We start from the raw sequence: 23,292 nt of genomic DNA on the forward strand, positions 1-23,292 counted from the left end.
CGAGTGCGGCAAGGAGATGCTGCCCAGCGAGCACCTTACCAAGTCCATCTACAGCGGCACGTGGTGCCGCATGAAGAAGGACGGCATCGCGCGAACCATCACGACGCGCTACGACACACCCTCCTCGGGCGAGTTCACGCATCCGTATCTCGACCGCGCGATAACCACTCGCGAGGCCGCCCGCATCCAGTCCTTCCCGGACGCGTATCATTTCTATGGGCCGAAATCGTCGCAGATGAAACAAGTCGGCAACGCCGTACCGCCCCTGCTCGGTAAAGCGATTGCCGAGCAGATCATGCGCGACCTCGAATCGTAAGGAGTGGTGAGCCATGCCGCTGCCGAAGAAACTTGCACTGCCACGGGACCTAGACCCGCGCCTCGTCACCAAGACTTCCTTGTCTGACCCGAAACGCACCATAGCCCTCCTCATAATCATGTGGTATGCGGCTGGAAAGCCGGGGTCCCATGCCTATGGTCTCGAAATAGGAAAGGGTAAGAAGGACGGCGGCACCGGCATCCTCGATAACGCCACCATCGATTCCGTCTCTAAGCTTGCTGAGAAAAACAGCATCGACCTCCAGGGCCTATCCGTGAGAGACGTGCTCGCCGGCAACGCGATGTTCGAGTCTCAAATCGAATCGCTCAACGCGGCGTTCCAACTCATATGGCATCTTGCCAGCTTCTCGTTTGCCGATGAATCCAAAAACCTCAGCGCCGAGAGGACCGGCGGTCTTCGATTCCGAAAGCTCATTCGGTTTGCATCCAACATGGATTTGATCGACATGGTCGCCCAGCCCAACGAGGCGGCTCTTGTCGGAGTCGCTTTCAACTGGCTCACCTCCGGCGTCGTGGAGTGCGACCCCGCCATGGAAGAGAGGATCAAGCGGACCTTGGCGGCGTTCGCGGAGACTTCGTTCTATAAGACCATGAAAGGCGATGACGGGATCGTCTACGCGCCGAGCGGAATCTACGACGTCATCGCCGAGGGCGCGAGCGTGGTCAGTCTCGTTAACGAGGGGGCCGAGACCCAGGGCACCACGAGAATCTTGAAGTCTGCCGTCAAGGATGGACTCAACCCCATGCTCGTCGAACATGGCGGAAATGAGGTCTCCCGAAACAACGCGTACACTTCAGACGAGCTTGCCGCCTACAGCGAGCGGGCGAAAAACACCCTCGCGATCTCTAGCATCAAGCTCGCTGCTTCCGACGTATCGGTCGATGAGAGCCCGCAGCAGCCCTCTTCTCTTCCGTGGAACCTTATCTACTTCGGCGCCCCCGGGACGGGCAAGTCGTATCAGCTCGGCAAGAGGGCTGAATCGACTTTCGGGGAGACCGAGGGCGGCGTAACGCGCGTGACGTTCCATCCCGACTACACGTACTCCCAGTTCGTCGGCTGCTACAAACCCATTAGTGACGTGAACGATGAAGGTAGGCACGAGGTCTACTACGATTTCGTCCCCGGCCCCTTCACGGATGTCTACGTTAAGGCCAAGAAGCACCCTGAGAAGAAATACGTTCTGCTCATCGAGGAGATCAACCGCGCCAACCCCGCGGCGGTCTTCGGAGATGTGTTCCAGCTGCTCGACAGAGGCAGGGACGGACGAAGCGAGTATCCAGTGCGAGTCTCACAGGATCTCGGCAAATACCTTTACCACGCGTTCAACCATGTGAACGTTGCTGAGGACGATGCGAAGGTCCTCGAAAACGAGGAGTATTCGAACGAGTGCGTAAGCACGGTCTCTATTCCCGACAACATGTATCTGTGGGCGTCCATGAACAGCGCCGACCAGGGGGTTTTCCCATGGATACCGCTTTCAAGCGACGCTGGGACTTTCGCTACATGGGTATCGACGAGGGGGACGAGGGCGTTGCGGGCTACGAGGTTCCTGTAGCCAAGGGCGACTCCGTCGTCTACGTCAAATGGAACGAGCTCCGCAAGGCTATCAACGCGCTCCTTATCGCCAACAAGGTGAACGAGGACAAGCTCATCGGCCCCTACTTCATCAAGGAGACGGCACTCGCGGATCCGAATTCCTTCGCAGGCGTGTTCAAGAACAAGGTGCTTCTGTACCTGTTCGAGGATGCGGCAAAGATGAAAAAGGGCAACATCTTCAGCCTTGGATCCACTGCGACATATTCCCAGGTCTGCAAGGATTTTGATGTCAATGGTCTCTCTGTTTTCAACGGTCTTGGCCCCGTTCGGGAGCTCTTCCTCGGGGAGAATGATTCGACCAACGAAGACCACGAGCCTGATGCGGAAGAGTAGTTTTGAAGGGCCCGGTCTACGTTCGCGAGCTCTCACGATATAGCGCCGACTCGCTCGCGAAGAAGATGCAACTGGATAGCGATGCGGCTCAAGACCTCATTCGCGCCCTTGCGGTTGCAGGGGTGCTGAGCGCTCCTCTTTCGGGTCTGAGCGGCGATGATGGGGTAATGGGCACCGTCCCCGTTGGTCCGCGCGCGCGGGACTGCTTTCAGTTTACTTGGGTGGGCATTGCGATCTTTCGCGACCGGCCGATTGTCGTCTACCCCAAATACATTAACAAGGGTGCGAATTATTTCCTGAGCGAAGACGGGCGCGCCGAGATGCAGCAGGTCCTCAGGGTGGTCCGCAAGGGGGCCAACGGACCCAGCGTGTTTCACGAGCTTGACGACGATTCGGTGAGCGCGAGCGGAATGCTCGCGCTCATGCTGGCCCTCATTGATTCATTTAGTGAGAACGGCATCTATTCGAACTATCTCAGGGGCAGCAAGACGAACGGCAGCGGCGCCATCGACTGGGAGAGAACTATCTCCAGATATCAGCCCTTCCTTTCGAACGGAGTCCCCGTTTACTTCGAGTACGAGACCACGGAAACCTCCCAAGACGTTGCGGACTACGTAACAAGGCTTCATCGCTGCGTTCTGACCCGGTGCTCCAAGTACCTGACTGAGACGGGTCTTGCCGAGTTGCTCTCAATCGATCCCATAGAGCTATCGGCAGAGAATCTCGATGATTTCGGCGAGAGGGACTACATTCTCTACAAGCTTGAACAGGAGCGATCGAGCCAGTTCATTACGTGGAAGCAAAGCGTCATAGACATGCTGCGGCTCTTCATCTCATCCGATGAAGTTACCGCCAACACAAACGATGCCGCCTGCCTGGGAACGCCCGTCTTTCAGAACCTTTGGGAAGACGCCTGCCAGATTGCCTTCGGCAACCAGCTTGACCGCCCCATCGGAGAGCTTGGAATCGAGCTCACCGAGAAATGGGCCGGCATATCTGGCAAGAAGCTCATTGAGCTTATTCCCCGTCCGAAGTGGACCAAATGGACTGAGAACGGCTCCACTCCCTGTGGTGACGTTGCCACCCTCATTCCCGATGTCATCTCGATTGCTGACACCGGCGAAGGCGGCAAGGCATTCTGTATCTACGATGCGAAGTACTACAAGCCCGCGCTCGGTGAGAAGACCTTCGGCGTTCCGGGCGTTGAGTCTGTTACCAAGCAGATCCTCTATCAGCGCGCATACCGTTATTTCGTGCGAGATAACGGAATCGATGCCGTTGCCAACGTCTTTCTTGTACCCACGGATGAAAGCCAGCCGACGCACTTGGGTAGGGTCGAGTTCCCCGGTGTATTCGACCCTCTGGGCAAGCCGTTCGTAGACGGAATCGAGATGTGGGCCCTACCTGCTTGCGACATGTATGACTGCTACTTAAATGGTACGGCGGTTGATGATGGCTACGTCCGTTGCATCTGCGGGCTGGCTTAGCCTACCGCTTTTCTTTGCTTGTTGCCTTAGGAGAAGGGCCCTGTATGGACGATTCCCAAATCATGTCTAGGAAAACCGCTTCGAGTGGTCGCTGCGACTACGGAGACCCTGTAGTAATCCACGAAACCTCGAAGACGAAAGTTGTGCTCGTTCCCTTTTTTATCAACCATGATCATGGATCCGAGCTCACAATCAAATTAACCACTTACAAGAAGGGCGCCCTTCCTTTTGAATGGTGTGTCTCAGAAGATAAGTGCATTAATTTAAATGATGAAGCCACGCTCAGATTGCATGCCATCCTCTCGAAACTGCTTGCTGTAAACAATGAAGAAGAGACTGGCAATTACATTGCTTTAAAGCTTAATGGGCAAGAAGTTGACATGAGCGGCGTTGACCCCCAAAAGGTAACTTCTGCACTAGTTAATGCCCTTTCCCAGAAGGATCTCATTCAGCATCTAAAAGGTGCCGAAATCTCTTCTGAGCTTGCAAATGCATTGCGTTATTCGGTTAGGCTTTCAGAAATGAAAACTGCCATGGCTGAACTCAGGCTCCTACTTGACACTGGAGAAGTTAGGGAGCAAGCCTACCAGGAATGGTGTGAGAAACATCCTTGGTCCTTCGGAAACCAATTCATCGTCAACGAGAAGATCCGAAACATTTCCCCGCACGACCAAGTGGACATGCTGATGCCAAGGATTCTTGCCGGCTACAGGGATATTGTCGAACTAAAGAGACCTAATCTGCCCGTACTCGCTTACGACAAAGGACATAGGAACCATTACTTCTCAAGCGACGTTTCCAAAGCAATCGGACAATGCCATAGATACTTAGACGTCTTTACGGAGGTGGCCAGAAACGGCCTGATCGACTGCGAACAAATCGTTGCCTACCATCCGGAGGCAACGATTGTAATCGGCCGCTCAAATGGCTGGAGCGACGAGGAGACTAGGGCTCTCCATGGCCTAAATGCGAGACTGAATGGAATTCGAATAATAACGTATGATCATCTCTTTGCTCAAGGAGAAAACCTCGTTGGTTATTTATCGAACTTAGACGGTATGGCAGCGAAATAGCGTAAGCCCATCCCGCCAAATCAATGATGAGACCGGTTTGTGACCGACCCGGAAAATGCCAGCAACGGAGACGTTGCGGGCATTTCTCGTATCTGCCCGCCTGGGACGCGGGAAGTTCGGGCAGCCGGAGGAGCCGCAGGAGCCGCAGGAGCAGGAAGCGAGGCAGGTAGAGGCGACGCCGGACTACAAGGAGCTTCTCGACCGCCAGGACGCGCGCATCGCGGAGCTGGAGGCGCAGGTGACCAAGGTCGCCAAGTCCAAGGAGTTCGCCGAGGCGCTCGCGGCCGAGATCGAGAGGGTGCGGGCCGAGACCGCCGAGGAGAAGGTGGCCTACGAGCTGCGGCTCGCGGGTGCGCACAACGTGGTCGCGGCCAAGGCGCTGCTCGGCGAACACGGGGGCGACGTGGCGAAGCTCTAGGCAGCGGAGCCGAGGCTGTTCGAGGGCTCGGCGCCGACGGGATGCACCGCGTGCTCCGTGCCTCGCTCACCGACCAAAGCGCGACGCGCTGGGGCTGGCGGAGGACCTGGGGCCGTACTTCGACGTGTTCGTCTCGTTCTTCTGCTCCGGCCTTTTGGCCCTTTATCACCAGTGGGAGCGTACCGATTCGGAGCTTCCCATGGAGGAGCTTGCAACGCTCGCCGGGTCTGCCATGACGGGTGGAATCGCTGCGGTTATCAAGACGGCGCGGAGCCCGGGAGTGAGCGATAGGGCGTAGGGCCGAGCACCGCGGCGGTTCTTGAGCCAGCTCACACCGACCACGCCCTCGCGCCGACGCTCACTGCGCCCACCCATGAAAAGAGGGTTCCCTCGCAGGCGCCGCATCCGCACGCCACCGCAAAGAAACCCTCGCACTCGCATCTCTACCCGCGAACCCGCACGCACCCTCGCGCACGCGCCGCGGCAGCCGCTAGTCGCGGTAGAACGAGCCCATGTAGCGGATGTACTCGTCCTCGGTGTGGTTGGCCTTCCAGTCGTGGACGGAGTCCTTGTTGCGCTGGCCGGCGATGACGGAGAGCTCCTTACCCAGCTTCTCAAAGGCCTCGTCGACGCACTCCTCGGGGGTGAGGGCGATCTTCATGACGGCCTCGCCCTGCGGGCCGCCGGGGAGGTTGGACAGCAGGCTGGGGGTTAGGGTGGTGCCGAGGGTGATGACCTCGACGTCGACGCCGGTGCCCTCGCACTCGCAGGCCACGGCCTCGGTCATCTTGAGGATGAAGGCCTTGCCCGCGCCGTACTGGCCGTTCCAGGGGCTGGAGCTGATGCCGGTCATCGACGAGACGTTGATCACGGCGCCGCGGTCCTGGGCGGCAAAGATCCGCATGTAGTGGTGGAAGCACTTGAGGAAGGTCACTACGTTGACGTTGATCATGGCCTCGTGCTTCTCCCAGGGGGTGTCCTGGATCTTGCCGAAGCTGTGCAGGCAGGCAACGTAGCTCATGAAGCCCATGTCCAGGCCCCCGGTCGCGGCGAAGACGGTCTCGGCAGCGCCGGGCTGGCTGAAGTCGGCGCGCACGACCTTGGTCTCCACGCCGTAGGTCTCGCGGATCTCGCCGGCGAGCACGTTCAGCTTCTCCTCGCGACGGCCGACCATGACGACGTTCATGCCGCCGGCGGCGATCTTCTCGCAGAACGCCTTGCCGACGCCCTCGGTCGCGCCCAGGATCAGGCCCCACTCACCGTACTTCTCCCTCAGGTTCATGCTGCATCCTCTCTCTCGATGCCCGTGCGGGCACCTCTCCTTTAGCGTGCGGCCGCACGGCCGCACACGGTGCGCCATTATGCGCTGAACAAGAGGGGAGCGTGTTCACGACTCTGCGAACGAGCCCGAAACAACGATGAACGGTGCCGGTCTGTCACCGCGAAGAAACCCTTGCGGTATCGAGAGGGGAGGTGCGGTTTTGCCCACCTTGCTAGCTATTCACCAGGAGGGGTTCGAGAACATGTCCGGCGCGAAGTCGTTCGCGCAGGCGTTCACATCCCGCCGCCAGATAATACGAAAACATGTTCGATTATCTGGCGAGGGGAGGACCCCATGGACGGCGGCGTAGAGTTCGACCCGGCCGAGATGGCCTACCGGGTTCCCGGGCCCGCCGAGCGGGTCTACGTCGGCGTGTCGGTGTTCGTGGACGCGAGCGGGAACCGATGCCTTGAGTCCATCAACTGGCCCGGCCCTCCTCTGTCAGTGGAAGCGTAAAACTGAACACTTGGGGGAGATATTCAAGGGGGATTCAAGAGGGGATGATGTAGGGGCCGCGAATCAGCTTGTTAGAAGCCCGCCTGGCGGGTACACTGTCTATCGATGGCCCCGGGATGACCTCTGATTCAAGTCACCGGGGCTCAATTTTTACCCATTTGGAGTCCCCATGGCAGAAGAGATGACGACCGGCACCCGCGAGTGGGCGGGGCTCTGGCTCTCCGAGGAGCGCCTCGCGCCCTACCTCGAGGCGTGCGGAGGCGACGCGGACCGCGCCGTCGAGCTCCACGAGTGGAACATCTCGCTCGCGCAGGTGCTCATGCGCGACGTTGCGCACCTTGAGGTCGCCATGCGTAACGCCTACGACAGGGCCCTCTCGGATGCCTGGGGCGGGGACGCGCACTGGCTTCTGGATGACGACTCCCCCGTTCGACGGCCCCTCATGAGGAAGGCCGCGAGGGGCGAGCTTGACCTCAACCGCATCAACCGCAAGATCATCGACGCCGCGGTGGAGAAGCTCCCCGCGGGCTTTACGACCGGCCAGCTCGTCTCGAACCTCACGTTGGGCTTCTGGGTGCACCTCGCGGACCGCTCGCGCGAGGCGGCGATATGGCGCACGGCCCTCTACCGCGCCTGGCCGAGGGGAACGAGGCGCAAGGAGCTGCTGCGGGCCCTCGACGGGGTGCTACGCGTGCGCAACCGGGTGGCCCACGACGAGCGCCTCTTCGACCCGAGGCGGCCTGAACTCTCCCCAATCGGGGCGGACGCGGATGCCGTGAGACTTTTTCGCGAGCTCTGTCCCGACGCTGCCGCGCGCGTCCTCGAAGACGACGCCATGACGCCCGTCGAGCGGTTCCTCGCGGAGAATCCCGCGCCGGCGGACGTGAGGCTCTAGCCCCTCACTTGAACAGCCCCTTGAGGACGTCTCCTAGGCCGATGGTGGTCTTGCGGTAGCCTTCCCTGGAGTGATGCAAAGGGGTCGTTCGGGCGGGTGGCGTTCAAGGCCGACATGGAGCAGGTGGAGTTCCTGAACATAGACTACTGGTTCTACGCATACGGCGGGATCAAGTCGTTCGAGGGCATGGGGCACCTCGGGCGCATGTCCGACATGGCGTTCTGCTTCGCAAGCTGCTCGGCGGTGATGGAAGATCGACCTGCGCGGGTTCTCGCCGGCGAGCCTGGCGGACCTGACGTACGCGTTCTCGGGGTGCAGGGCGCTGATGCGGATACTGGCCGTACGCGGACTGGGAGCTTCCGTCCCCGGGGCTCACGATCTCACAGACGTTCTACGGGTGCTCCGAGGCGCTCGTGGGCGGCAACGGGGCGGCGTGGAGCAAGGACGCGGCGAGCAGCGCGTATCTGAGGATCGACCGCGAGGACGAACCGGGGTACCTGACAGCGGGGTGACGCTTCATGGGATAATGTGGGCGTCCGGGCCGATGTAGAACGGAGGGCCCCACTTGAAGACGATGATGATACCCGAGCATAAAATGTTCCTCTACGGAGAGGCGCGCGAGGGATGGACCCCCGAGCGGGTCCGTGCCTGGCTCTCGAAGCGGGAGGAAAGCCGCTGGTACGGCCAGTGCCTCGCCGACATGCTCGCGCAGGTGTGGAACCAGAACGGTGTTCTGATGCACGAGTTCCAGGCCGACGAGTGCACCGATGAGGACTTTGCCTCGTGGCGCAAACTCGTTGACGAACTGGCTGAACGGGCGCTAACGATGGTGCCGGGAGATCCCGACGAGCAAGCGCTCTGTCCGCGGCTTAAGCCTTTCATGGCCAGATACTCCTATCGCGACGGCGCCGGCTGGTGGGTCTGTGACTGCGACGACAAACGTCCGGCGAGCGTGTACACGCCGGCCTACGAGAGCGACGGCCTCAGGGAGTGGGTCCTCTCCCTTCTGGACAGCTGCGCGGTGAAGACTCACCGCTACGGCGACGAGGGCTACGAGGACATAGGTGACTGGGGGACGTACTACGAGGTCTCCGTAGCGGTGCTCGGGGAACCGCTCTGGATCGACTGCGGAGAGGGCGAGCACCTCACGATCTTCTACCGCGGCTGGCACTCGCACTTCGAGTGGTACGTTAACGACCTCCAGTGGTTCGAGTGGATGGTCGGGCGCTTCCTCGCCGGGGACGTCGCCGGCCTCGGGCTCAAAGACCTCGATGGCAACCGGATCGAGAACTGACCCCGCTTTACAAGGATGCTCACAGGAACGGCGGCCGCAAGGCCACCGTTCCGCTTTCTTTACCTGCAGAAACGATGCCTTTTGCTTCAATGAGCTTAAACCGTTCTGAGACCCTCAGTCTGTCTTAGCTCGCAGCTAATGAATTCCCGTTCAATCCTTCCTACGATGTGCTGTGTGCCGGCGCGGTAGCCGGATCATAGGAAGGATGCATGATGAATAAGCTCGAAAACGAAGTGCTGCTGAGCCGTCGCGCTGCACTTGGCGCATTCGCCACTGTTGCCTTGGGGACTGTTAGTCTTCTTGCCGGTTGCGGTAGCGATAAGGCGACCGTCACCGAGGATGCCGGCGATGGCGACAAGAAGGAAGAGGCGAAGAAGGAAGAGCAGTCTACGACTGACCTGGCTGTTGGCACGACGGTGACCACGGCTGCCGGTCTTTCCGTCGTTGTCGATTCCGTCCAGCCCGGTCTCACAAATTATGACGGTTCGACCATGACGGGCATTCACGTCACGTACGTCAACAATGGTGATGAGGGTGCAGATTACAATATCTACGACTGGAAGGGCGAGGACGCCAACGGTGCTCAGCAGAACCAGGGTTATTACAGCGAGGGCTCCGATGAGCTGCAGTCTGGCACCCTTGCCGCCGGTGGCTCCGTGGCGGGCAATATCTACTTTGATGGTGACATCAAGAAGGCTCTCTATTTTGCCAACGTGTTTGATAAGTCTGCTGCTGCAAGCTGGGTGCTGGCCTAACATGTCGCTACCGTTGCGCCGTATGGGAGGTGAGGTCGTATGCCCGATAAAAAGCTGACGGACGAGTTACTCAATGAGCTTCTCGATGCGCCAAACATCGATGGCTATATCAAAGAACACGACTTTGCCGCCCCGTTGCTTTCGGACTATCTTAAGCAGCTGCTGCAGGAAAAGGGCTTAGAGCGCTCGCGCGTGGTGCGCATGGCCGACCTCAATGAGACTTTTGGTTATCAGATTTTTACCGGTGCGCGGCATCCGAGCCGCAACAAGGTGCTGCAGATTGCCTTTGCAATGGCGTTGACGCTCAAGGAGACCAACCGCGCCCTGACGGCTGCCGGAGTGAGCGTCCTCAACTGCAAGGACCGTCGCGATGCAATCATTATCTTTTGTATCGATCGCGGCTGCAGCCTGCAAAAGGTCAACGAGGAACTGTATCGCTTTGGCGAGGAGACGGTGAGTTAGCGGCCGATGGCTGAGTTGGCTGTTACCAAAACAACTATGCGAACGAACGGGGCGCGGACACCATGGGGTGTCCGCGCCCTGCGCTATGATGGACGCTATGGATACTCAGAGCCCAACATATTCCGATGATGAACTGACTGCTTCACTTGTCGAGCATTTGGCGTCGCTCGACCGCGATGACAGCTATCGTGTGGAGCGTGTGCTCAAGTGCTCGGATGTCGAGACGACCGAACTCGTCTATTTTGAGGGTTCTGGCGGCGGGTCTCTCGGTCCCTTTGTCCGCAAGCGCATCGATGCTTCGGCGCAGATTGGCGGGGCCTACGAGCGCCTGTTTGCGGCTCAGCGGGCCGGACGCCGTTTTGAACACTTACCCCGGATTGTCGATTGCCGCCGCGCGGGCGAGGAGCTCGATGTGGTGATGGAATATGTCGAAGGTGAGACGCTCGAGGCGCTCGTGGGGCGCCTGGGCGCGACGCCCGATTATGCCCGTGTGCTATATCCCGTCCTGTGTGATGCGGTGAGCGAGCTCCATGCCGGCTTTGCGGCGGCGGGGGAGGCGGCGACACCGGTGATCCACCGCGATCTTAAACCCTCGAACATCATCGTATCGGGCGTGAGGTATACGGCCGATGCTGGCATGACCTTCTCGTCGCTGGTGATTATTGACCTGGGAATCGCGCGCGTTTGGCGCGATGGCGCCGACGCCGACACCGTCAAGTTTGGCACGCGTTCCTATGCGCCGCCCGAGCAGTTTGGGTTTGGGCAGACGAGCGTCCGCAGCGATATTTACGCGCTTGGCGCACTGCTGTTCTTTTGCCTGACGGGAACTGACCCCAAACCGGGGCGGGACATACGTGAGCAATGCGAGGCGCATGGCATTCCCGTTCCGCTGGCGGATGTGATTTGCATGGCGATGGCGCTCGATCCGGCTAAGCGCTTTGCGAGTGCAAAGGCACTGGGGCATGCTGCGCGTGCGGCATATGAGCTATGTCTCCCTGCACCGTCGCCCGTGACCTTTTCTGCTGCCAGCGTGCCCCGGGCCGCGGTGCCACAGGTGCAACGGGTACAGCAGCCGGTTGCCTTCACGCTTCCGTCTTCTGCAAGACGGCGTTCGATCGTCTCTCTCGTGACGTCCAAATGTGCGCGTCTGCTCTCGCGTATCCCCGAGCCCGTGGGGCGCATATGGAATGGATGCGTCTATGCGACAACATTGTTGCTGCTGATGGGCAGCCATTTTGCGGTATTTACGCCGACGAGCGAAAACCGAAACTATCCAACGTGGTTTTTGGCACTTGAGTATTTCTTTATGGTCGATGGCCTGGTGCTGCTCATTACATTCGGAATGCTCGACCGGCGTAGGCTTCGACGTCGTTTTCCCGTTCTCGATCGGTATCGGGGGAGTGCTTTTGTCGAACTATGGTTCAAGGCACTCGGGTTTATGTTTGCCGTCATGTGCGTCGTCGTTGTTATCGGTAACGCGACCGGTGTCGTCTCTTAGATAATCGAAAAGGGCCCCGTCTGGGGCCCTTTGCAGTTGCACCTAAATACGGTTCATTTGATTGGCGACCTTGTTGTACCAGTCCTGCCACGTGGGCGGGCAGTACTTCTTGGCGGCTGCCGGGGTAAGCGTGGAGCCATAGTTGGCGCCCAGGTAGGCAACGTGGGCAGAGACGCTCTCGCTCCAGCTGCCAAAGCTACGCCAACCGCCGCCGCGGGCACTCCAGCCCCAGGCGTTATAGGAGCCGGCGCAATAGAGGCCCTTGCTGCTCTCGATGCAGGCGATGGCGGGGGACCAACGGGGATCGACGCCGGTATTCCAGGCGGCAACGGCAAAGTTGTAGCCCTGGCCTGCCATAGGGGAGCCGGCAAGGTAGTTGTCGATGCGGCTCGTCCACTCGTTAATGAACGAGTCGTAATCGGAATTGCCGCTGTTGGGACTGTTCGGCGTGGTGTCGATGGTGGTGTTGGAGTTGGTGGCCTGACTGTTGGAGTTATTGCCACTCACGCCGGTACCCGAGATCTTCTCGGCGGCAGCGGCCTTGTCGGCCTCGAGCTTTGCCAGCTCGGCGGCATTTTCCTGCTCAGCCTTTGCCTGCGCCTCGCTGCGGAGCTGCTGTGCCTGCGCCAGCGCGTCCTCGGCATTCTTTTGCTCGCCCTCGAGCTGAGACTTGGCCTGATCGAGCTCGGTTTTGTTCTGCTCGAGCTCGGTCTGCATCTTGTTAAGCTCTTCGATTTCGTCGACGCTCGAGCTCGTAATCTGGTTGGTGTATTTGCAGGTGGTGATAAAGTCACCCAAGCTCTGCGTGTTTACCAGGAAGCTCACGATGGGGCTGGTGCCCTTCTGGTACTTATACAGATCGCGCATGGCGGAGCTTGCCTTGGCCTGCTGCTCGGGTAGCTCGGCCTCGATCTTATCGATGTTCGCCTCATTGGAGTCGATCTGCTTTTGCAGATCCTCGAGCTTGGTTCGGGCGTCGTTGTAGGCGCTCGTAGCGTCCTCGATTTTTTTCTGGGCGGCGGAAAGCTGATCCTGCGTTGCCTGCGAGGCGGCATAGGCCGCGACGGGGGAGAGCATCGGCGTGGCCGTCAGCGCAACGGCGAGCGCGGCGCTCGTGATGATACGAGCCGGCTTCGACGCGACGAGCGCTGCGGTGCGATGGTTCGAATGCTGCATCCAGTCCCTCTGCAATCAATCGTAGGTTATTGGTCGAAGTGTATTCTACTACTGCTTTCGACCTCAACTTGAACCTTAAAGGTTCTAAAGGGTCAAGTTGAACTTGAGGTTTTGGCCTTGACCTGCGGGAATGGTGAATTGTTGAGAAACCATAGAGTTCAACTTTAACGTTACGGCACCCTGTTGCAACGGGATTTTTGGCTGTAAAAGCTACCTTAACGTGGGGTTTTGCAACTACAGGGTCCCTTCGCGACGAGCCTGCTCCATCTCTTTGAGTGCCTCGGCGGGAGTGAAGGAACAGGTACCGTCGCCGAGCCTGACCACCTGTATGTCGTCACCGATATGGACTTCTCCGCCCTGCAGCACGACGCCAAAAATGCCCTCGTGGGGGAAGATACAGTCGCCGGCGAGATAGTAGATGGCACAGCGGGTGTGGCAGACTTTGCCGATCTGGCTGATTTCGACGAGTACTTCGCTGCCAATCTTGAGCTGCGTTCCCAGAGGGAGCGAGAGCAGGTTGATGCCCTGGGTTGTGAAGTTCTCACCAAAGTCGCCCTCGTGCACATCGAGCCCGCGCGCCTGCGCCGTCTGGATAGACTCTGCAGCTATAAAGGAGACCTGGCGGTGCCAATGTCCGGCGTGCGCATCGGAGGCGAGGCCAAACTGCTCGATGACGGTGTCGTGCCCGTCGGCGACGGGTGACTTACGCGTGCCTTTGTGCTCCGACGTGTTGATTGAGACGATGCGGGTAGGCCCGTTGTAAGCATCGTTTGCGGTGCGTAGGGGAGCTGCCATCTGGGCGCGATCCGCAAGTTCGCGCTTTGCGGCGTCAATGATGGGGTTGTTGATCGGATGAGCCTGGGGCACAGTGTACCTTTCGACGGGGCGGGCAACATGTTGAATCCTACAACAACGGTGGGTTCATTGCCCGTTGTCGTACACCGGCGATCGCCGCCTTCGTGCTGGATAATTACGCCGATTGCCATAGATACGGTGGAGCTTTGGGTGCCGGCGGCTCGGCACGCTAGAATAAATCAGTTGCACAAAGACCGCCCGTCGTGTGGGCAGTTCTAGATAGGAAGTTTCCATGGCATTGCAGTTTACAGAGCGCGAGTTTATCCCCGTGCTGCTCGGCGGCGACATCAACGCGTATTCGGTGGCGCGCGCTTTCTACGAGGAGTATCAGGTTAAGAGCCTGGTTTTTGGCAAGTACCAGACCGGCCCCGCGTATCGCAGCCAAATTATCGATTACACGCCCAACGTGGATATCGACACCATGCCGGTCATGATCGAGACCGTTAACGGCGTCGCACAGGCCAATCCTGATAAGAAGATTATTCTCATGGGCTGCGGCGACAACTACGTCGCGCTCGCCGCGCAGGCTCAGGACGCCGGCCAGCTTGCCTCGAACGTCATCGCGCCCTATGCGCCCTACAGCATGCTCGAGCAGTGCCAGAAAAAGGAGATCTTCTACGAGCTGTGCGAGAAGCACGGTGTGCCCTATCCGCACACGTTTACCTTTACCATGGCGATGCTCAACGCTCAGGGCGAGGCTTCCGCCGAGGCGCTCGACCAGATTGACTTTCCCTTCCCGATGATTCTGAAGCCCTCTGACGGCATCATGTGGTGGGAGCACGAATTCGAGGGTCAGAAGAAGGCCTACGAGATTGCCGATCGCGCCGAGCTGGAGCAGGTCATTCGCGATGTGTACGCCAGCGGCTACACCGATGACCTCATCTTGCAGGACCGCGTGCCCGGCAACGACGAGTACATGCGCGTGCTCACCAGTTATTCCGACCGCAACGGCAAGGTCCGCATGATGTGCCTGGGTCACGTGCTGCTCGAGGAGCATCAGCCCCATGGTGTCGGCAACCACGCCTGCATCATCACTGAGCCCAACGACGAGCTCATGGGTGGCGTGCGCAAGCTGCTTGAGGACCTTAAGTTTACGGGCTTCTCCAACTTCGACGTCAAGTACGACCAGCGCGATGGCTCGTTTAAGTTCTTCGACTTCAACACGCGTCAGGGACGCAGTAATTACTATGTCACCAATAGTGGCTTTAACGTTGCCAAATACGTGGTGGATGAGTACGTCTATAACCGCCCGTTTGAGCCGGAGTTTGTGACGGCGCAGGACGAGGCGCTGTGGATGGTCGTTCCTATGGGCGTCGTTGACAAGTATGTCAAGGACCCCGAGCTGCGTGCGAAGGCGCATCGCCTGGCCAAGGAGGGCAAGGCTGCCGATCCTTCGTTTATGAAGGGTGATTTTGTCTTTAACCGCTGGTTGCGCATGTGGCACACCAAGCTGCGTCACTTTAAGCTGTTCAAGACGTATTACAAGTAGACGAGTGTGGCGCCCGTCCGGTGTGTATCGGGCGGGCGCGGGTATGATACGCGCAATTGCGTGGGCGTCACCAAGGAGGCGGCGATGGAAAAGCTGGGAGTTATCGGCGGCATGGGCGCCGAGGCCACGTCGTATTACTACGACCAGGTCGTGCGTCATACGGCTGCTACCTGTGACCAGGAGCATATCGACATGGTGGTGCTTTCCAAGTCGACCATGCCCGACCGTACGCTGGCCATCAAGACCGGCGAGCATGCCGAGCTGCTGGCGACCATGAAAGAGTGCGCTCAGGCGCTCGAGTCGCTGGGCTGCGCGCACATAGCGATTCCCTGCAACACGTCGCACTACTTCTACGACCAGATTCAGTCGTTTACGAAGGTGCCGATTATCCACATGCCGCGCGAGTCGGTGCGCTATGCTCTGGCCGGCGCGGTGATGGGGGAGTGCGAGTTCGACCCCAACCTGAGTATGCCGGCCGAGCCGGTGCACAAGATCGGCATCATGGGCACCGACGGTACCGTGGGCGCAGACGTCTATGGGCGCGAATGTGAGACCGCGGGCGTTGAGGTCGTCTATCCCAGTGAAAAGCGTCAGGCCGACGTGATGTCGCTCATCTACGACGATGTGAAGGCCGGGCGCGAGCCCGATATGGATAAGTTCGACCGCGTGATGTGGGAGTTCGCCCGTAGCGGCTGCGACCGCGTCATCCTGGCCTGCACGGAGCTTTCGGTGTTGCAGAAGTATCGCGAGATGCCCGAGATCACCCTCGATGCGATGGATGTCCTGGTACGCGAGTCCATCATTCGCAGCGGCGTCCCCTACCGCCTGTAACCCTCGACCTGCCAAAAAGGGACAGGTTTATTTTGGTAGGTTTTATCTGGTGAAACAGTAAAGGCCCCGGCTCGTTTGATGCGAGCCGGGGCCTTTTGCGTTTGTCGGTTGCTGTCAGCGATTGCTAGAACAGGAAACCGATGGCGATAAGGGCGATGCTGACGATAAGTACGGCGATATCCAGGCCTTTGATGGGGTAGCGCTTATACGAACTCGCACGCGTGCGCAGGTAGAAGCCGCGTTGCTCGGCGGCAAGCGCGGTGGCATCGGTCTTGCCCACGCTCGAGATAAGCAGTGGCACGCACAGCGGCAGCATGAGCTTGAGTTTCTTGACGGGATTCCTAGTGTCGTATTCGACGCCGCGTGCAGTCTGTGCCTCCATGATGGCGTTCATTTCCTGGCCAAATACCGGCACAAAGCGCAGTGCCGTGGTAAAGGTGAAGGCATAACGATATGGCACGTGCAGCACCTCGACGCAGGCGTTGGCGAGGTCGTTGAGCTTGGTCACCATAAGCATGAGGATGAGTGGCAGCGCCACGCCCAACAGGCGTAGGCAGGCCTTCGATCCGGTAATGAGGCCCGTGTCGGTGATAAAGCCCCACGCCATGTTGCCGTCGCGCATAAAGGCCAGCTGAAGCACCAGCATGATGAGCGCGAGCGGAATCAGCAGCTTGAGCAGTGCGAGCAGACGGTCGGCGACGCCGGCGTAGGCGCCCAGTGCAAGGGTGAGCGCCAAAAAGCCCAACAGTGCCATGTAGGTGTCAGACAAGAAGATGCCGATGATGATGGCGGCGGCAAGACCCAGTTTGACGACCGGGTTCAAGCGGTGCAGCAGTGTGTCGCCCGGCATGTAGTCGATGACGTTAACCACGGTTGACCATCTCCTCGGTAATGCGAACGATATCGGTGACCTCGCTCACCTGTGCAAAGGCGGGAGAGACGGAGGATGTCAGGCGACGAGAAAGCTCTATGACCTGGGGTGGCTCAACGTAGGCTCGCTGCATGAGCTCGATGTTCGAGAACAGCTCGTGCGTGCGGCCGCGCTCGAGGATGCGGCCGTCGGCCATGACTACGATGCGCTCGGCAAAGTCGGAGACGACTTCCATGTCGTGACAGACCATGATTACAGCGCAGCCGCGCTCGGCCATGGTGCGCACGGTTTCCATGACGGTCATGCACTCGCGGTAGTCAAGGCCGCTCGTGGGCTCGTCGAGTACCACGATTTTGGGCTCTACGACCACGACGGAGGCGAGTGCCACCATCTGGCGCTGACCGCGCGAGAGCGAGAAGGGCGCCTCGTCGGCCGGCAAGCCAAAGCGGTCGATGACGAGCTGGGCGCGACGCAGCGCCTCGGCACGGTCGATGCCGGCAAGCTCCAGGCCAAAGGCGACCTCGTCGAGCACGGTTTCCTTGCAGATCTGGCGGTCGGGGTTTTGGAAGAGGGTTGCGACTTCGCGGGCGATGCGGCTCGTGGGAACGGCTGCGGTATCCAGTCCCGTGACGCGCACGCTGCCCGAGGCGGGCTTAAGCAGGCCTGTAAGCAGCTTGGTGAGCGTGGTCTTGCCGGCGCCGTTTTGGCCGACGATACCCACGAGCTCGCCGGGATAGAGGGTCAGGTTGAGGTCGTGGACGGCGGCGCCGCCATTGGGATAGGCAAACTCAACGTGATCGAAGGTGAGCACGGGCTCGGCGTCTTTGGCGTGCGGGCGCAACGACGGTGCGTGCGGCGAGCCGGATGGTGCCTGAATGTCGCTGCTTGCGTGTGCGGGGTCGACGATGCCCGTAATCAGGCGCTCGGCCTCATCAACATCCAAACAGGGAGTGCCGCTGGCCAGGCCGTCGGCCTCGAGGCTGTTGAAAATGCGCGTGACACGCGGGCAATCAACGCCGATGGCGCGGAGCTCATCGGCGTGTGCGAAGACCTCGTGCGGCTCGCCCTGTAGCGCGATTTCGCCATGATTGAGCACGAGCACGCGGTTGCAATACTCCGAAAGCAGGGCGACTTTTTGCTCAACGACGACGATGGTGATGCCGAGTGCACGGTTGGCCTCACGCAGGGTCTCGAAGACCAGCGTGGAGCTGGCGGGGTCGAGCGCCGCGGTGGGTTCGTCGAGCACGAGCACGCGCGGACGCATGGCGAGGATGGCGGCGATGGCAACCTTTTGCTTTTGGCCGCCTGAGAGGGTGGCGATCTCGCGGTCGCGCAGGTCGCTGATACCGACGGTCTCAAGCGTCTCGCTCACACGTTGCTCGATCTGGTCGTGGGGAACGCCAAAGTTCTCCAGGCCAAAAAGCATCTCGTCCTCGACGACCGAGGCGACCATTTGCGTGTCGATGTCCTGCAATACGCTGCCGACGATCTGCGATATGTCGGTGAGCGAGACCTCGCAGGTGTCGTGGCCGTCAACTAACACGGAGCCATAAAAGGCGCCGGTGTAGTGGCGAGGTACGGCGCCCGACAGACAGGCGGCAAGTGTGGACTTACCGGCGCCCGAAGGCCCGATAATGCCGATAAAATCTCCCCTGTTCACGCCGAGCGAGATATGCTTAAGCGCCTGCTCGGTCTGCGTGCCATAGGAGAACGAGACATCGTCGACGTTGATGATCGTTTCCATGGATACCTTTCATAGTCATTGGGGACGTTCTTACATGACTAGTCGTTTAAGAACGTCCCCAAAAGCTAGCTGTTTGGGACAGTCTTTGGTGGTGAAGCACGGAGACGGCTTTACGAGGGGCCCTAGGTTGGCGCGAAAGAGGAGCGAAGCGTACTTGGGTACGCGAGCGACGAATGAACGCCAAGATGGGGTGGCTCGTAAAGCCGAGCGGCTTAATTGAGCCTAAGGGCCTTCTGGATGGGCAAGTAGAGAGCGCCGACCAGGATGGCGTTAAAGACGGCGGTCATGGCGACGACGGGCAGCATGGCAGCGGCGAGCTCGCTCACCACGCCGAGCATGGCCATCTTGATGACCATGAAGATGACGCCCGAGACAAAGGTGGTCACGAAGGCTGCAACGATGGCGACGGCGGGCTTAACCTGGCCGTCCTTGGCGGCAGCGTTGACAATGACGGCCATGAGCATGGCAGCGATGCCCTCGGCGGCAAAATCGACAAACGGCGAGGTGGTGGTGATCTGGATCACGGCGGCCGAGATCAGGCCGATGACGAGTGCCTGACCGATGTTGGGGCGCACGACCAGGATAGTGAGGCAGAAGGCCGAGATAATGAACTCGGGGCTGATCATACCGCCCGAGATGCCGGAGATAGCCTTGCCGACGGTGAAGTTGAGGATGAAGCCAGCGGCAAGCAGGATGGCGAGCAAGACAAGGGCACGGACGTCGAGTTTGCCGCGGTCGGCGGTCTGGACGGTGCGGGGCTGGGCGGTGGTGGTGTTCTGAGACATGGTGAAAATCCTTTCGGAGGGGAAGTGAAAGAGAAGAAAGCGGAGGCGCGCGATGCGAATGCGATTGGGCTCGAGATAGAAAAAGGCCCCCGGTCGAAACCGGAGGCCTTCCAATCACCTAGAGCGCAAAACAGGCGTGAGGGACTCACTGTCGACCGATCGTATTCGCATCACGCCACCACCAGTTGTTGAGAGGCTTCATCGTGTTCTTCATGTTGGTGGCTCCTTTCGTGATGCCGTGGCGCGGTCGCACCTAGTTGCTGTTGCGCTGCACTATAGCACAGCAAAGTGTGTGCGGGGAAATCTTTTTTGAAAAGATTTCGGCGACGTTTCCCGCCGGTCGAATGGGCGGCTGCGCGGGCGGGCGACCTTGGCCATCCCACCCGCGCCTTAAGGTGGGGGTTCTTATGCCTTCTTGCGACGATAGAGCACGAAGCCGCAGACACCGATGATGACGACGGCGCCAACGGCCATGGCGGCCATGTTGTTGCCCTCGGACTTCTCCTCGGTTGCCTCTTCCTCAACCTCGGGCTCAGCAACGTCCTCATCGGAGAGGGCCTCGTCGGCGTAGGTGATGGACTCGACCAGGCAGTCGTTGTCGGCATCGTAGTCGCTCGGGACGAACTCCTCGGAGAAGTCGCCCTCCTTAAGGTAGTCACGCATCTCCTCGAGCATGGCCTTGCACTTGAGGTAGGTGTTCTTGGTGGCAGCCTTGCCGGCCTTGTTGGCCAGGGCGGTGCGCGCCTCGGTGTCCTCGGCGGCCTGCATGGCCTCGTCGACGGTCAGGTTCTGCTCGATGAGTTCCTTCTGCAGCGCATCGAGGTAGGCGCGGACGCCGGTGGCGCAGTGGTCGCGGTTCTCATAGGCGAGCGTGTTGATGTCCATGAGGACGTAGTTGATGGAGTTCTTGGGTTCCTCGTTGTTCACGACGTCTTCCTCTTCGCAGTGATCGAAGGAGACATCCTGATCGCTAAAGTAGGGGCTGACCTCGGTGAGCAGTGCAGAGTAGAGGGGGATGGCGACGGAGAACTCGGCGTTGGAGAGCATCTCCCACTGGATGGTCGCGATTTCGGGATCCATGCCGTGACGAATCTGGAAGGTGTGGATCTCGGTGTTGCGGTTGGAGCCGATGGCATAGGCGCCGTCGGTGTTGGCGTTGAGGCCGGCGACATTCTCGCCGCGGGCGGCGAAGGAACGGATCATCTCGAAGGTGTTCCAGTCGGACTTGCCGGGCTGGAAGAACAGCGGCTGCATCTCGTGGACCAGGGCGCCGGTCGTGGCGCGAGCATCTTCACGCTCGTCCTTCACGATCTCGTAGTCAGTGCCTTCAGCCAGCGGGGCCATGAAGTAATCGCGACCCTGGATATAGCGCGACCACTGGTGCATACCGGCCTCGCCGATCTCCTCGCCGTAGGTTTTGGCGACGTCGAACTTGCCGTCGGTGTACTCGGCAAAGCCCTTCTCCTTGGGCATGGACTCGATGCCCTCGGAATGGAGACAGTTCTCGGTGTCATCGAGGTCTACGTTATAGGTGAGGTTGCCGATGTTGGGGTTGAGCGAGGCGATGTCATCGGCGAGCTTCATAGCAATCCACTGATGGCCGGAAAGCGCGGCGAACAGCCAGGTCTCGGTGCTGTCGGCGATGATGATCTGGTCGTTGGAGCAGACGCCCTGCTCGTCGATCAGGCTGCCGATGAGCTCGACGCCCTCGCGGGCCGTGGCACTCTCGCCCAGGATGACGCTGGCATAGCTGTACTCGCCAATGCCAGTCTCCTCGGTGATGGGATCGGCCTCTTCGGCCTTCTCGTTATAGGAGGTGCTCAGCGTGGCAGAGCAGGAAACGCCCTTCTCGTTGATGCCAGCCTCGGAATATGCGTCGTAGCGATCTTCCCACTGAGAGGGGTTGTCGCGAACGAAGGTGTAGCGGTAGGTTGCGCCCTTGGACTTGTACTCAAAACCGGACTCGACCGAGGTGTACTTGTTGCCGTCCTTGTGTGCGGGCTCAATGCCAAAGTGCTTGACATAGCGCGGACCGAAGTCCTCGGAACGGCCGTAGTACGTGTTGCCGTCTGCCGTAAGCTTGCTGCCCATGTAGATCTGGGTGCAGGCGAGCGCCGAAGTCGGCATGGCCATGATGGCCGCTGCTCCAAACGCAAGGCCGCAGCCGAGCTTTTTGAGCGTGTTGACAGGATGAGTAAACCTCATGATCCCTCCCAACCGTTGAAACCCCGCGGAACCGTGCAGGATTTCAGCTAATAAATACATCTATTAGCCTATCGGAAGTCTAAATAGTATTCATCTATTTCGATGAAATACTCGATGAGCGTCCTAAAATATGCGATGAGCGGACAAGAATACTCATTATCTAGCTTTAGTTAAATAAAGACGCCCTGCAATTACTGTATCTGAATAAAGCGCCTTGCACGGGGCACAAAGAAAAATCCCCCGCTGTCTGGCAAATGCATAAACAACGGGGGAGACGATAATTGGATGAATATCATACCAATGTGGAATTACTTCTTCCGGCGGTGGATCACGTTAATCGCATAGCCGACGAGCATGGCCAAGACGATGACGATAAAGCCAATCAGGGGGTTGTCGTTCATGGGGTCCTCCTATTTTCCGAGCGGGGAGAATTCGTCGACGATGAGATCGAGGCATTGCGGAAGCGCGCGGGCACCAAAGACGCCCGAGTTGCTGGAGATGATCTCGCCATCGAACTGCATGCCCAGCGACGGCGTGCAGGTGATCTTGGCTTCCTTGGTCTGGATGATCTTGAACTGCGGACGGCCGAGCACCTTGCCGGCGGGGTCGAGTGCGGCGGTGATCACGGTGGGCAGGAGCTGGACGGTTTTTACGGGCTCGATGACCGCGATGTCGACCATGCCGTCGTTCATGCGGCAATCGGGGAACAGGTTGATGTCGTTTTGAATGACCGAGGTGTTGCCGGCCATGCAGCAGATGCCATCGAGCTCCTCGACAATGCCGTCATGCTCAATCGTAAAATGCGCCACCGTGGGGTTGGGTGTGGCGAGCGCCGACAGGAAATAGGCGATCTCGCCGATGTCGTTTTTGGCGGGGGCGGCCTTCATCATGATCTCGGCGTCGAAGCCCGAGCCGGCGATGATGATAAAGCCGTGGCGCTTCTCGTTGCCGTTCTCGTCGAGCCAAAAGAGCTCGCCCATGTCCACTTTGACCGTGCGACCGGCGCGGCAAGCCTTGGCAAGCGCCGCTGCCTCGGGGGCATTACCGATGTTGTTAAAGAACAGGCAGGCTGTGCCGGAGGGGAAGACGAGCGTGGGGACACCGCACCCGCGCATCTGGTCGAGCACGTTGGAGACGGTGCCGTCGCCGCCCGAAACGACCACGCGATCAAACTCGCGCACGTCTGCCACGGCGTCCTCGGGTTCCATGCCATCGCCGATAAAGCGCATCACGACCTCGTCGCCGCCCTGCGCGAGGGCGTGCGTGAACGCGTAGATTTCATCTGAGCTGGGGCCCGATGCCGGGTTGTGGATGATAAGGCAGCGCATACTTACGTTCCCGTTCTGTGACTAACCGAGTATAGTTGTAGGGCAATGCCGATATCCTACCCGTGTTTTTCGGGCCTAACCTT

At 59.5% G+C, this 23,292-nt stretch carries 22 protein-coding genes; 14 read left to right on the forward strand and 8 right to left on the reverse strand.

What is annotated here, in order from left to right:
• Nucleotides 1-16 precede the first annotated feature (16 nt).
• The 6 genes from AAA138_RS04315 (at nt 17) to AAA138_RS04340 (ending at nt 5,244) form a co-directional block, all read left to right on the forward strand.
• Nucleotides 17-316 (forward strand): DNA cytosine methyltransferase, encoded by a 300-nt coding sequence (locus tag AAA138_RS04315; protein WP_349089684.1) that lies wholly within the window; start codon nt 17-19, stop codon nt 314-316.
• Nucleotides 317-329: 13 nt separating this feature from the next.
• Nucleotides 330-1,892, forward strand: a complete 1,563-nt coding sequence (locus tag AAA138_RS04320) for an AAA family ATPase (protein ID WP_349089685.1) — start codon at nt 330-332, stop codon at nt 1,890-1,892.
• The gene (locus AAA138_RS04325; protein WP_349089686.1) at nt 1,841-2,266 is read left to right on the forward strand and encodes a hypothetical protein; all 426 of its coding nucleotides are present in this window, start codon (nt 1,841-1,843) and stop codon (nt 2,264-2,266) included. The genes AAA138_RS04320 and AAA138_RS04325 overlap by 52 nt, the downstream gene beginning before the upstream one ends.
• 2 nt (nt 2,267-2,268) lie before the next feature.
• The gene (locus tag AAA138_RS04330; protein ID WP_195624762.1) at nt 2,269-3,753 is read left to right on the forward strand and encodes an LlaJI family restriction endonuclease; all 1,485 of its coding nucleotides are present in this window, start codon (nt 2,269-2,271) and stop codon (nt 3,751-3,753) included.
• A 44-nt stretch (nt 3,754-3,797) separates the two neighbouring features.
• Nucleotides 3,798-4,826 (forward strand): Shedu anti-phage system protein SduA domain-containing protein, encoded by a 1,029-nt coding sequence (locus AAA138_RS04335; RefSeq protein ID WP_195624760.1) that lies wholly within the window; start codon nt 3,798-3,800, stop codon nt 4,824-4,826.
• Between the two features lie 73 nt (nt 4,827-4,899).
• Complete coding sequence (locus AAA138_RS04340; protein WP_195624759.1) at nt 4,900-5,244, forward strand: hypothetical protein; 345 nt, start codon at nt 4,900-4,902, stop codon at nt 5,242-5,244.
• Nucleotides 5,245-5,734: 490 nt separating this feature from the next.
• Here AAA138_RS04340 and AAA138_RS04345 read toward each other — a convergent pair whose 3' ends face one another.
• The gene (locus AAA138_RS04345; RefSeq protein WP_195624758.1) at nt 5,735-6,526 is read right to left on the reverse strand and encodes an SDR family NAD(P)-dependent oxidoreductase; all 792 of its coding nucleotides are present in this window, start codon (nt 6,524-6,526) and stop codon (nt 5,735-5,737) included.
• A gap of 333 nt (nt 6,527-6,859) precedes the next feature.
• On the opposite strand from AAA138_RS04345, the gene AAA138_RS04350 reads away from it, so the two are divergent.
• The 6 genes from AAA138_RS04350 (at nt 6,860) to AAA138_RS04375 (ending at nt 11,925) form a co-directional block, all read left to right on the forward strand.
• The gene (locus AAA138_RS04350; RefSeq protein ID WP_195624757.1) at nt 6,860-7,021 is read left to right on the forward strand and encodes a hypothetical protein; all 162 of its coding nucleotides are present in this window, start codon (nt 6,860-6,862) and stop codon (nt 7,019-7,021) included.
• 169 nt (nt 7,022-7,190) lie between these two features.
• Nucleotides 7,191-7,916, forward strand: a complete 726-nt coding sequence (locus tag AAA138_RS04355) for an Abi family protein (RefSeq protein WP_271736372.1) — start codon at nt 7,191-7,193, stop codon at nt 7,914-7,916.
• A gap of 565 nt (nt 7,917-8,481) precedes the next feature.
• Nucleotides 8,482-9,210, forward strand: a complete 729-nt coding sequence (locus AAA138_RS04360) for a hypothetical protein (protein ID WP_195624755.1) — start codon at nt 8,482-8,484, stop codon at nt 9,208-9,210.
• Nucleotides 9,211-9,422: 212 nt separating this feature from the next.
• The gene (locus AAA138_RS04365) at nt 9,423-9,965 is read left to right on the forward strand and encodes a DUF4352 domain-containing protein (RefSeq protein WP_229107722.1); all 543 of its coding nucleotides are present in this window, start codon (nt 9,423-9,425) and stop codon (nt 9,963-9,965) included.
• Between the two features lie 39 nt (nt 9,966-10,004).
• The gene (locus AAA138_RS04370; RefSeq protein WP_195624753.1) at nt 10,005-10,427 is read left to right on the forward strand and encodes an XRE family transcriptional regulator; all 423 of its coding nucleotides are present in this window, start codon (nt 10,005-10,007) and stop codon (nt 10,425-10,427) included.
• A gap of 97 nt (nt 10,428-10,524) precedes the next feature.
• Nucleotides 10,525-11,925, forward strand: a complete 1,401-nt coding sequence (locus AAA138_RS04375; protein WP_195624752.1) for a protein kinase — start codon at nt 10,525-10,527, stop codon at nt 11,923-11,925.
• 42 nt (nt 11,926-11,967) lie between these two features.
• Here AAA138_RS04375 and AAA138_RS04380 read toward each other — a convergent pair whose 3' ends face one another.
• Complete coding sequence (locus tag AAA138_RS04380; RefSeq protein ID WP_271736377.1) at nt 11,968-13,101, reverse strand: hypothetical protein; 1,134 nt, start codon at nt 13,099-13,101, stop codon at nt 11,968-11,970.
• A 234-nt stretch (nt 13,102-13,335) separates the two neighbouring features.
• Entirely contained in the window at nt 13,336-13,968 is a 633-nt protein-coding gene (locus AAA138_RS04385; RefSeq protein WP_349089688.1) for an MOSC domain-containing protein, read from the reverse strand.
• Nucleotides 13,969-14,188: 220 nt separating this feature from the next.
• Between AAA138_RS04385 and AAA138_RS04390 the strand changes: the two genes are divergently transcribed.
• Nucleotides 14,189-15,445, forward strand: coding sequence for an ATP-grasp domain-containing protein (locus AAA138_RS04390; RefSeq protein WP_349089689.1), 1,257 nt, complete (start codon nt 14,189-14,191; stop codon nt 15,443-15,445).
• Between the two features lie 84 nt (nt 15,446-15,529).
• The gene (locus AAA138_RS04395) at nt 15,530-16,276 is read left to right on the forward strand and encodes an aspartate/glutamate racemase family protein (protein WP_343007024.1); all 747 of its coding nucleotides are present in this window, start codon (nt 15,530-15,532) and stop codon (nt 16,274-16,276) included.
• A gap of 124 nt (nt 16,277-16,400) precedes the next feature.
• Here AAA138_RS04395 and AAA138_RS04400 read toward each other — a convergent pair whose 3' ends face one another.
• The 5 genes from AAA138_RS04400 to AAA138_RS04420 form a co-directional block, all read right to left on the reverse strand.
• The gene (locus AAA138_RS04400) at nt 16,401-17,147 is read right to left on the reverse strand and encodes an energy-coupling factor transporter transmembrane component T (protein WP_349089690.1); all 747 of its coding nucleotides are present in this window, start codon (nt 17,145-17,147) and stop codon (nt 16,401-16,403) included.
• The gene (locus tag AAA138_RS04405; protein WP_349089691.1) at nt 17,140-18,891 is read right to left on the reverse strand and encodes an energy-coupling factor transporter ATPase; all 1,752 of its coding nucleotides are present in this window, start codon (nt 18,889-18,891) and stop codon (nt 17,140-17,142) included. Before AAA138_RS04405 ends, AAA138_RS04400 begins: the two co-directional genes overlap by 8 nt.
• Before the next feature lie 212 nt (nt 18,892-19,103).
• Nucleotides 19,104-19,676, reverse strand: a complete 573-nt coding sequence (locus tag AAA138_RS04410) for a hypothetical protein (RefSeq protein ID WP_349089692.1) — start codon at nt 19,674-19,676, stop codon at nt 19,104-19,106.
• Nucleotides 19,677-20,081: 405 nt separating this feature from the next.
• Complete coding sequence (locus AAA138_RS04415) at nt 20,082-21,881, reverse strand: C69 family dipeptidase (RefSeq protein WP_349089694.1); 1,800 nt, start codon at nt 21,879-21,881, stop codon at nt 20,082-20,084.
• A 410-nt stretch (nt 21,882-22,291) separates the two neighbouring features.
• Nucleotides 22,292-23,209 carry a diacylglycerol kinase family protein gene (locus tag AAA138_RS04420; RefSeq protein ID WP_022094107.1) on the reverse strand — a complete coding sequence of 306 codons (918 nt, stop codon included), beginning with the start codon at nt 23,207-23,209 and terminating at the stop codon, nt 22,292-22,294.
• Nucleotides 23,210-23,292 lie beyond the last annotated feature (83 nt).

Source organism: Collinsella sp. CLA-JM-H32B (assembly GCF_040098065.1).
In the GTDB taxonomy this organism is placed as follows: Bacteria; Actinomycetota; Coriobacteriia; order Coriobacteriales; family Coriobacteriaceae; genus Collinsella.

Excerpts from the sequence above, each read along its gene's own strand:
- AAA138_RS04315 (WP_349089684.1), top strand. The coding sequence starts at position 17 with ATGCTGCCCAGCGAGCACCTTACCAAGTCCATCTACAGCGGCACGTGG.
- AAA138_RS04320 (WP_349089685.1), top strand. The coding sequence starts at position 330 with ATGCCGCTGCCGAAGAAACTTGCACTGCCACGGGACCTAGACCCGCGC.
- AAA138_RS04325 (WP_349089686.1), top strand. The coding sequence starts at position 1,841 with ATGGGTATCGACGAGGGGGACGAGGGCGTTGCGGGCTACGAGGTTCCT.
- AAA138_RS04335 (WP_195624760.1), top strand. The coding sequence starts at position 3,798 with ATGGACGATTCCCAAATCATGTCTAGGAAAACCGCTTCGAGTGGTCGC.
- AAA138_RS04345 (WP_195624758.1), bottom strand. The coding sequence starts at position 6,526 with ATGAACCTGAGGGAGAAGTACGGTGAGTGGGGCCTGATCCTGGGCGCG.
- AAA138_RS04350 (WP_195624757.1), top strand. The coding sequence starts at position 6,860 with ATGGACGGCGGCGTAGAGTTCGACCCGGCCGAGATGGCCTACCGGGTT.
- AAA138_RS04355 (WP_271736372.1), top strand. The coding sequence starts at position 7,191 with ATGGCAGAAGAGATGACGACCGGCACCCGCGAGTGGGCGGGGCTCTGG.
- AAA138_RS04365 (WP_229107722.1), top strand. The coding sequence starts at position 9,423 with ATGAATAAGCTCGAAAACGAAGTGCTGCTGAGCCGTCGCGCTGCACTT.
- AAA138_RS04370 (WP_195624753.1), top strand. The coding sequence starts at position 10,005 with ATGCCCGATAAAAAGCTGACGGACGAGTTACTCAATGAGCTTCTCGAT.
- AAA138_RS04375 (WP_195624752.1), top strand. The coding sequence starts at position 10,525 with ATGGATACTCAGAGCCCAACATATTCCGATGATGAACTGACTGCTTCA.
- AAA138_RS04380 (WP_271736377.1), bottom strand. The coding sequence starts at position 13,101 with ATGCAGCATTCGAACCATCGCACCGCAGCGCTCGTCGCGTCGAAGCCG.
- AAA138_RS04390 (WP_349089689.1), top strand. The coding sequence starts at position 14,189 with ATGGCATTGCAGTTTACAGAGCGCGAGTTTATCCCCGTGCTGCTCGGC.
- AAA138_RS04395 (WP_343007024.1), top strand. The coding sequence starts at position 15,530 with ATGGAAAAGCTGGGAGTTATCGGCGGCATGGGCGCCGAGGCCACGTCG.
- AAA138_RS04405 (WP_349089691.1), bottom strand. The coding sequence starts at position 18,891 with ATGGAAACGATCATCAACGTCGACGATGTCTCGTTCTCCTATGGCACG.
- AAA138_RS04410 (WP_349089692.1), bottom strand. The coding sequence starts at position 19,676 with ATGTCTCAGAACACCACCACCGCCCAGCCCCGCACCGTCCAGACCGCC.
- AAA138_RS04415 (WP_349089694.1), bottom strand. The coding sequence starts at position 21,881 with ATGAGGTTTACTCATCCTGTCAACACGCTCAAAAAGCTCGGCTGCGGC.
- AAA138_RS04420 (WP_022094107.1), bottom strand. The coding sequence starts at position 23,209 with ATGCGCTGCCTTATCATCCACAACCCGGCATCGGGCCCCAGCTCAGAT.